This window comes from Burkholderia sp. LMG 13014, assembly GCF_905232215.1.
In the GTDB taxonomy this organism is placed as follows: domain Bacteria; phylum Pseudomonadota; class Gammaproteobacteria; order Burkholderiales; family Burkholderiaceae; genus Burkholderia.
Window position 1 is genome coordinate 1 of the sequence record NZ_CAJNKE010000302.1, and the last position, 7208, is coordinate 7208.

The window sequence follows — 7208 nt, forward strand, 5'->3', positions numbered from 1 at the left end:
GAGCCGGTGCCTGAGCCGGTGCCTGCGGGGCAGCTGCTGCGCCGTTCGCCGGTTGTGCGCCTGGCTTGCGAACGCCACCGCGGCCTTCCATGTTGCCGGTCGCATACACGTCGGCTTCGCTCGGCTTCGAGAAGCTGTCGGTCGGCAGCGGCACGTCGGCGGTCTGCAGCGGCTTCACGAGGTGCGGCGTGATCAGGAAGATCAGCTCGGTGCGGTCCTGCTGGAACGACGTGCTGCGGAACAGCGCACCGAGCACCGGCACTTCGCCGACACCCGGGATCGACTTCAGCGCGCCCGTCACGTTGTCCTTGATCAGCCCGCCGATCGCGAACGATTCGCCGTCGCTCATCTGGACCGTCGTCGATGCGCGCCGCGTCGTGATCAGCGGCAGAATCGACGTGCCGCCGATGTTGGTCGAGCTCAGCGTGACGCCCGTCTGCGACAGTTCCGACACTTCCGGCGCCACCTTCAGGCTGATCCGGCCGTTCGCCAGCACGGTCGGCGTGAACTTCAGCGCGACGCCGAATTCCTCTTCCTGCAGCGTGATCGACGACGTGCCGTTGCCGCTGCTCTGCGGGATCGGGATGAAGATCTTGCCGCCGGCGAGGAACGTCGCTTCCTGGCCGCTGATCGTCACGAGATTCGGTTCCGCGAGGATCTTGACCAGGTTGTCGGTGTTCTGCACATCGGCCGCGATGCTGAACGGCTTGTTGTTCGCCTTGTTGAAGACGGCCCCGCTCGCGACGCCCGCCAGCAGGTTGCTGACCAGCGCGCCGCTCCACGAACCGAACCCGCCCTGGATGTTGAATGCGCTGCCCATCTGGTTCAACAGCGTCTTCGACACCTCGGCCACCTTCACCTCGAGCATCACCTGCTGCGGCGACGTGACGGCCAGCATGTTCAGCACACCGCCACCGCCTTGCTTGCCGCCCGCGGCCGGGTCGCCGGCGCTGTCGCCGTAGGCGCGCGCGATCTGCACCGCCTGTTGCGCGGCCTGCGAGCTCGACACGGTGCCCGACAGCACGATCGTGCCGGCGGCGGTCGTCACGCGGATGTCGCGCTCGTTCGGCATCAGCTGCTGCAGCGACGCCTGCAGGCCGCCGGCATCCGCGCCGACTGCCACGTCGATCACCCGGCATGCACCGCTGCGGCCCTGCACGATCATGTTCGTCGTGCCGACCGACAACCCGAGGATGTACAGCGTCTGCGGCGACACCATCGTGGCCTGCGCGACGGCCGGATTGCCGATCGTCCGATTGCGGACCGGCTCCGGCATCGGCACCAGCAGCGACTTGCCGAGCGGCACGCTGACGCTGGTCGAGTCACGCACCGCGCCGACGCAGTTCGGCCCGTGCAGCGGTCCCGCCGACGCGGCGGGTGCGGCGGCCGCCACCGGCGCCATGCTGATCGTCATCTGCATCGGCCCCTTGCCGACCGCGGCCGGCGCGCTGGCGCCACCTTTCGTCAGCACGGCCGACTCGACACCTTCCTGAGCCAGTGCGCCATAGACGGTCAGCCATCCGGAACAGAGGATCGCGGCCATCATCGTGCCCCGTGCGACGCGTGTACGCAGCGGGCCGGTACCTGTGCATTGCGGTTTGATCTTCATTTCGTCTGATCCCCCGAGAGACCGGCGCTGCGCCGGTTATCGACTTCCAAGGCCGCCGTGTCTCACTGACGGCCGATCTGTTTATCTGGATGAATAGGTCTGCTTCAGAAACATTCGACGCTGCCCCGTACGCCGGTCAGCACGCCGACGCAGTCGCGCCGTACTTCCGGCGCCGCGTGCGATGCGACGTGTACGCGTACTGTCTTCACATGGACCGGTGCCGGCGGCGCTTCGGGTGCGGGCTCCTTGCCGAGCAGCGTCAGCTTGGTCGCGCCGTCGGTGTTCAGCGTCTTCTGGTCGACCTGGTTGCGCAGCACGAGCGACAGCGTGCCGACGCTGCGTGCGAGGTCGAGCCGTTCGGCCTGGTCGGGCGTGACTTCCAGCGTGACCGCGTTGACGACCTTCGGCGCCGTGTCGTCGCGGCTGACCTGCTGCGCGACGGCGAGCACGAGGATGTGTTCGAGCACGATCTTGGAGATGCTCTGCCCGTCGGTCTTGCCCTGCTGTTCCTGCGTGTTGACGATCACGTCGACGTAGTTGCCCGGCAGCGCGAAGCCTGCGACGCCGACCACATCGTTCACGCGCACCGTGATCGCGCGGCTGCCGTCCGAGATCACCGCGGACAGCCCGCCCTTCGTGCCGACCGGCGCGAGCTTCGACTCGATCACCGGCTCGTCCCGCGACAGGCTGGTGCGGACCACGCGCCCTTCGAGCGCCTTGGTATCGGTGAACGCGCCGGTCGGCACGCTACCCGACGGCCAGCTCACCATGCGGATCTGGTTCGGCCCGAGCGGTTCGCCCAGGTTCAGGTCGGTGGCCGCCACCGCAACCGGCGTGACCGAGCTCGTGGATGTCTGCATCAGCCAGTGGGACGCGAACACAACCGCGGCAAGACCCGCGACCATCGCGACGACCAGCATCAGGACCGCTCGACTGTTTTTCATGGCAATGCTCCTCGACGAATCGTGAAAGAAACCGCTCAACCGGTGACGTAGGTCCGCCCGCCGCGCTCGACGGGCGGCGGATGGCCGCCGTCCCGTTCAGGCGCTGCGCCGAAATAGCTCGCCCATGCGTCGTACAGCCCGTCGTGCGTCACTTCGGGCGGATCGCCGCGGTAACGCGCGCCGGCAGCCACGAGACGCAACAGGTCTGCCGGGAAACAGGCGAGAAACGCCTTGCCGGTCGGCAGGTGCAGCCGATGCAGCAGGTAGTCGAACGCATCGCTTGCCGCGACGAGGCCCAGCGACGTGCAGGCCGCGTCGAACAACGCGCGATAGTCGTCGATCGACAGCGCGCCGACGTGCAGCTTCGAGCCGAGGCGGCGCAGGAATGCGTCGTCGCCCAGCTGCTCCGGCGACAGGTTGCTCGAGAACACCGGCCAGACGTCGAACGGCAGCACGAAGCGGTTGCCGGATTCGAGCGTCATGTAATCGACGCCGCGATCGAGCGGGCGCAGCCAGCGATTGAGCAGGTCGCGCGGCTCGACGCGCTGGCGGCCGAGATCGTCGACGACGTACATGCCCATGTTCGCCTTCATGTGCGGCGGCGCCTGGTAGAAGCCGGCGGCCTCGTCGCGGCGCAGGTCGAGCTCGTCGAGCGTCAGTTCGCCGCCGGACATCACGACCGGCCGCTCGCACAGGCGCCAGCGGCGATCGACCGAATGGCCGCCGGGTTGCGATGCCGCGTCGACATGCACGAGCGGATCGTAGATCTGGATCACTTCGCCGGCCGCGCAGATCGCATGCGGCACCGGCACGTACCCGTGCATCAGCGAGCCGAGCCGCTCGGCGAGGAAAGTCTTGCCGCTGCCGGCCGGGCCGTAGATCAGCAGCGGACGGCCCGCGTTCAGCGCCGCGGCCGCCGCGTCGAGCACCGCCGTGTCGATCACGATGCCTTCGAAGGCGGCCCACACATCGCTCTGGCCGATGTGCAGCTTGCGCACCGAATGCGCGGCCACGCATTCGAGATACGCGTCGAGCGTCACCGGCGCGGGCCCGCTGTAGCCGCTGCGCGCCCGTTCCTCGAGCGCAAGCACGCGGCCCGCATCGGTCAGGCGGAACGTCACGTCGAGATCGGTCGCACCGCGATGGGTGAGTTCGACGAGGTGCTCGCGCACCAGGAATGCAAAGACGTCGTCGAGCACCGCGAGCGGCAGGCAGTGCCGCTCGACCAGGTCGCCGTACGACGGGCGGCCGAGCATCAGCGTCGACTTCAGCACGAGCCCGGCGACGAACGTCTTGCTCAGTCCCGTGTCGTCGAGCGAGCGCGGTGCCGCGGGCAATTGCGGGCCCAGCTTCGTATGCGCCTCCCGCGACGGCAACGGATCGGGCAGATGGGCCACCTGCGCGTCGCGTCTCGGTTCGGTATGGTTCGTGTTCATGGTCGTTCCATCCTCGTTGCGGATGCGTCGCGCTATGCGTACGACGCGAACAACATGGCCAGCGTGCCGGCCGCGATCGCGACGCCATACGGCAGCGAGCCGACCGACGCGATTTCCGCGGCGCCGTCGGTGGCCGCCGCACCCTTGCCCTGCGCGTGCCGCGCGATCAATGCGCGGACGTTTGCCCACATCCGGCGCATCCGGCCGCGCATCAGCACGACCGCGAGTGCACCGATCCCGCCGGCCACGAAGGTGGCCAGCACGATGTAAAAAGTCATGTGTGCGCCGACCCACGCGCCGATCGCGAGCATCAGCTTCACGTCGCCGGCCGCCATGCCGCGCAGCAGATAGAACGGCAGCAGCAGCGCGAAGCCGGTCGCGGCGCCGGCAAGCCAGCCGAGTGCCCCCGCCAGGACGCCGTGCAGCAGGCACTGGGCGACCAGCGCGCCGGCCAGGCCGAGCGCGACGAGGCGATTCGGGATGCGGCGGGCCGCGATGTCCGTGCCGGCCGCGGCGACCGCGAGCAGCGTCACGCACAACGGAATCGGGTAAGGCGGCGCAACGAGTAACATGGCGAACCTCGCGGAGCGGATCGAAAGATCAGGAGACCATCGCCAGCGCGGTGGCTGCGGCGGCCGTGACGGCCGTTGCGATCACCACGTACGTATCGGCAAGCGAACCTCGCAGCGTGACGACGCTGCCCAGCACGGCAACAGCGAACGTCGCCGAGAGGAATGCAGACTCGATCGACGTCACGCCCCGCTCGTCGCCGATCCCGAGGCTTGCGATACGCGCCCTGGCTTGCATGATGGTCTCCGGTTCCGGGTGATCAGAAGTGTGGGAGCGGCTCGAACGCTGCACCGGCCGAGCCGTCCGCACGTCCTGCTTGTCAACGGCCTCAAACGGCCGAGGTCAGATCGGCAGCGATCGTGGTGAACACGGTCTTGAGTTCCGTGCCGACCGCGGTAACTGCGACGATGATGCCGACTGCGATCAGTGCTGCGATCAGGCCGTATTCGATGGCGGTCACGCCGTCTTCATCGCGAACGAAACGGGCGGCTTGTTGAATGAACTTGGACATGATGATCTCCTTGCGTGGTCACTTTCAAAGCCCTCGCGTGCCGGCTGGTCGGATGACCGTGCATCGATACGTCGAGGTCGGGTGTTGTTGCCGTGTGGTGCCGACGAGCGATTCGGATGTGCCGTTCGTCGTACCGTCCATCAGAGTGCTGTTACTGCCGAGTCCAGAGTCGAGGCGATCGTGCTGAACACGGTCGACAGATCCTGACCGATCGTCGTCAACGCGGCGACGATGCCGAGCGCGATCAGCGCAGCGATCAGGCCGTATTCAATGGCCGTCACGCCATCCTGATCCCGAACAAACCACGCGATCTTTTCGATGATTCTTTTCATAAGCACTCTCCATTCGGACTGCTACGTAATACCCTTCGTCTCTCATGACGTCGGGACGGGCACCACCGGCACTACTCGAAAAATCGGAACGCGTCGCTCAGCTGCGGGAACGGGGAAACACACCCCTGTCCGTGCGAACGGGTATCAATGACGCAGAGAGCGAGAGAGGCGTGTACGGTGCGACCGGCCGGATAAACCGGACGATCCGATCGACCGGAACGGCACGACGGCCGTTCGACGCATGGAATCCTGTTGAACGGGAGACAAACTCCCGGCAAAACTGCAATGTGTCTTTAACGCGGTTTGCAAGCCGCACTGTGCTGTGGTCTTTCATTTTTATTCCCCATATGCTGCCATGCCGATTTCTTATTGCCCTGACGATACCGGGTCTCGTTGGTCATTCGACGCAAGCTTGCGAGGGTGATCGACCTGGAGCTGCGTATTCCCCGACGCGCTCCGGCCTTCCTTTCCGCAGGTGATTCCGAAGCTGGTTCCGTCTGTCTTTTGCTGGAACCGCCCGGTCGTCACCGCGTCGACTGCCGTGCCAACGCTTACGCAAAGAGCAGGCCACCCCGGGCAGAATCCAGGCGCATCAAGGGTTCCAGCGATGCCCGTGTTCTTCGGCCCGGGGCCCGATGCCGGAAATGTTTCAGAATTGATATAGGTTTTTCCGCAAGCGTTGTAAGCCGGAATGCCCGCAGCCGCGCTGCGTCAAGGATCAAAAATTTTTACTCAGGATTTTCCCGAACGCCCGCGACGACCCGCGCTTCGCGCGATCGGCAGGATGCGGCACCGGTCAAAATGACGGAATGTTTCAACGCAGAAACAAAAATACCGATCACGTCGATTACTCATACCTGAAAAACCGCTTTTCGCGAGACTCACCGGGCAATCTAAATACCGGCTTTCAGTGCGTGGTTTGCATCACGCGATTTTTTCTTCAACAATGAATTCACCGGACAACGCCATTTCAGTGCGATTCGATCCGCAGGCACGACAACATGAAACGGCTGCGACAGACCACGCAGCCTCTACACACAGACGGGGAATCATGTACACAGCCAATCGTGGGACGCGCGTTCGCGCCATCCGCTGTGCTCAATGGCTGACAGCCGACCGGATCATTCCGTACAGCTGCATCATGCTGATGCTCTTCGTCGCGCTGGTGGTCTTGTGGGGTGTCGTGACCGACGGCTTTACATCGAGCGACGTGACCCGTCCGGGTGTCGACTTCTCGGTCTTCTGGACCGCATCGCATCTCGTGTTGCAAGGCCATGCCGCATCGGCTTACGACCCTTCGTCATTCCTGCTGGCCGAGACCGCGCACTTCGGTGCGTATCTGCAGCATCGGCCGCTCCCCTGGCTCTATCCGCCGACGATGTTGCTGTTCATCGCGCCGGTTGCCCTTGTGCCTTTCCTGCCCGCTTACCTCCTTTTTTCCGCGGGCAGTCTTTTATGCTACGCGTTCGCCGTCTCGCGGTTGTCGGGATTGCGCGCGCATCTTCCCGTGCCGCGCGCCACGGCGCTCGTCGTGATCGCGTACTCGGCCGTGTGCCTGTCCGCACTGTTCGGCCAGAACAGCATCCTGACCGCCGGCATCGCCGCCCTCGCGCTGCATCTGCTCGGCAAGCGCCCGGTCGCGGCCGGTGTGTTGATCGGGCTGCTCGCGATCAAGCCGCAACTGGCCGTGGTGTTCCCGTTCGCGCTGATCGCGGCGCGTGCGTGGCGTGCGTTCGGAGCCGCGGCAATCAGCGCGGCGCTGTTCGCGGCGGTCGGGATCGCGCTGACCGGTGTCGGCGCGCTGCA

At 65.7% G+C, this 7208-nt stretch carries 8 protein-coding genes; 1 reads left to right on the top strand and 7 read right to left on the bottom strand.

Features of this window, described 5'->3' with window-relative positions; genetic code table 11:
- From JYJ84_RS23950 to JYJ84_RS23980, 7 genes are all read right to left on the bottom strand, one after another.
- The coding region (locus JYJ84_RS23950; RefSeq protein WP_205189539.1) for a type II and III secretion system protein family protein at nucleotides 1-1609 on the bottom strand (1609 nt) is incomplete at its 3' end.
- Between the two features lie 104 nt (nucleotides 1610-1713).
- Nucleotides 1714-2553: a Flp pilus assembly protein CpaB gene (cpaB, locus tag JYJ84_RS23955; protein WP_122949898.1), complete on the bottom strand. Its 840-nt coding sequence runs from the start codon at nucleotides 2551-2553 to the stop codon at nucleotides 1714-1716.
- A gap of 35 nt (nucleotides 2554-2588) precedes the next feature.
- Entirely contained in the window at nucleotides 2589-3989 is a 1401-nt protein-coding gene (locus JYJ84_RS23960) for an ATP-binding protein (protein ID WP_175221159.1), read from the bottom strand.
- A gap of 32 nt (nucleotides 3990-4021) precedes the next feature.
- The gene (locus JYJ84_RS23965) at nucleotides 4022-4561 is read right to left on the bottom strand and encodes a prepilin peptidase (protein ID WP_122949900.1); all 540 of its coding nucleotides are present in this window, start codon (nucleotides 4559-4561) and stop codon (nucleotides 4022-4024) included.
- Between the two features lie 28 nt (nucleotides 4562-4589).
- Complete coding sequence (locus JYJ84_RS23970; protein WP_175221157.1) at nucleotides 4590-4796, bottom strand: Flp family type IVb pilin; 207 nt, start codon at nucleotides 4794-4796, stop codon at nucleotides 4590-4592.
- 91 nt (nucleotides 4797-4887) lie between these two features.
- A complete protein-coding gene (locus JYJ84_RS23975; protein ID WP_122949902.1) occupies nucleotides 4888-5070 on the bottom strand; it encodes a Flp family type IVb pilin in 183 nt (60 codons plus the stop codon).
- A gap of 140 nt (nucleotides 5071-5210) precedes the next feature.
- Nucleotides 5211-5402: a Flp family type IVb pilin gene (locus JYJ84_RS23980; protein ID WP_122949903.1), complete on the bottom strand. Its 192-nt coding sequence runs from the start codon at nucleotides 5400-5402 to the stop codon at nucleotides 5211-5213.
- A gap of 1051 nt (nucleotides 5403-6453) precedes the next feature.
- Between JYJ84_RS23980 and JYJ84_RS23985 the strand changes: the two genes are divergently transcribed.
- On the top strand, nucleotides 6454-7208 hold a 755-nt coding region (locus JYJ84_RS23985; protein ID WP_205189541.1), incomplete at its 3' end, for a glycosyltransferase family 87 protein.

Bases quoted from the DNA above. Each gene is read 5' to 3' on its own strand.
- cpaB (WP_122949898.1), bottom strand. From the start codon at position 2,553: ATGAAAAACAGTCGAGCGGTCCTGATGCTGGTCGTCGCGATGGTCGCG.
- JYJ84_RS23960 (WP_175221159.1), bottom strand. From the start codon at position 3,989: ATGAACACGAACCATACCGAACCGAGACGCGACGCGCAGGTGGCCCAT.
- JYJ84_RS23965 (WP_122949900.1), bottom strand. From the start codon at position 4,561: ATGTTACTCGTTGCGCCGCCTTACCCGATTCCGTTGTGCGTGACGCTG.
- JYJ84_RS23970 (WP_175221157.1), bottom strand. From the start codon at position 4,796: ATGCAAGCCAGGGCGCGTATCGCAAGCCTCGGGATCGGCGACGAGCGG.
- JYJ84_RS23975 (WP_122949902.1), bottom strand. From the start codon at position 5,070: ATGTCCAAGTTCATTCAACAAGCCGCCCGTTTCGTTCGCGATGAAGAC.
- JYJ84_RS23980 (WP_122949903.1), bottom strand. From the start codon at position 5,402: ATGAAAAGAATCATCGAAAAGATCGCGTGGTTTGTTCGGGATCAGGAT.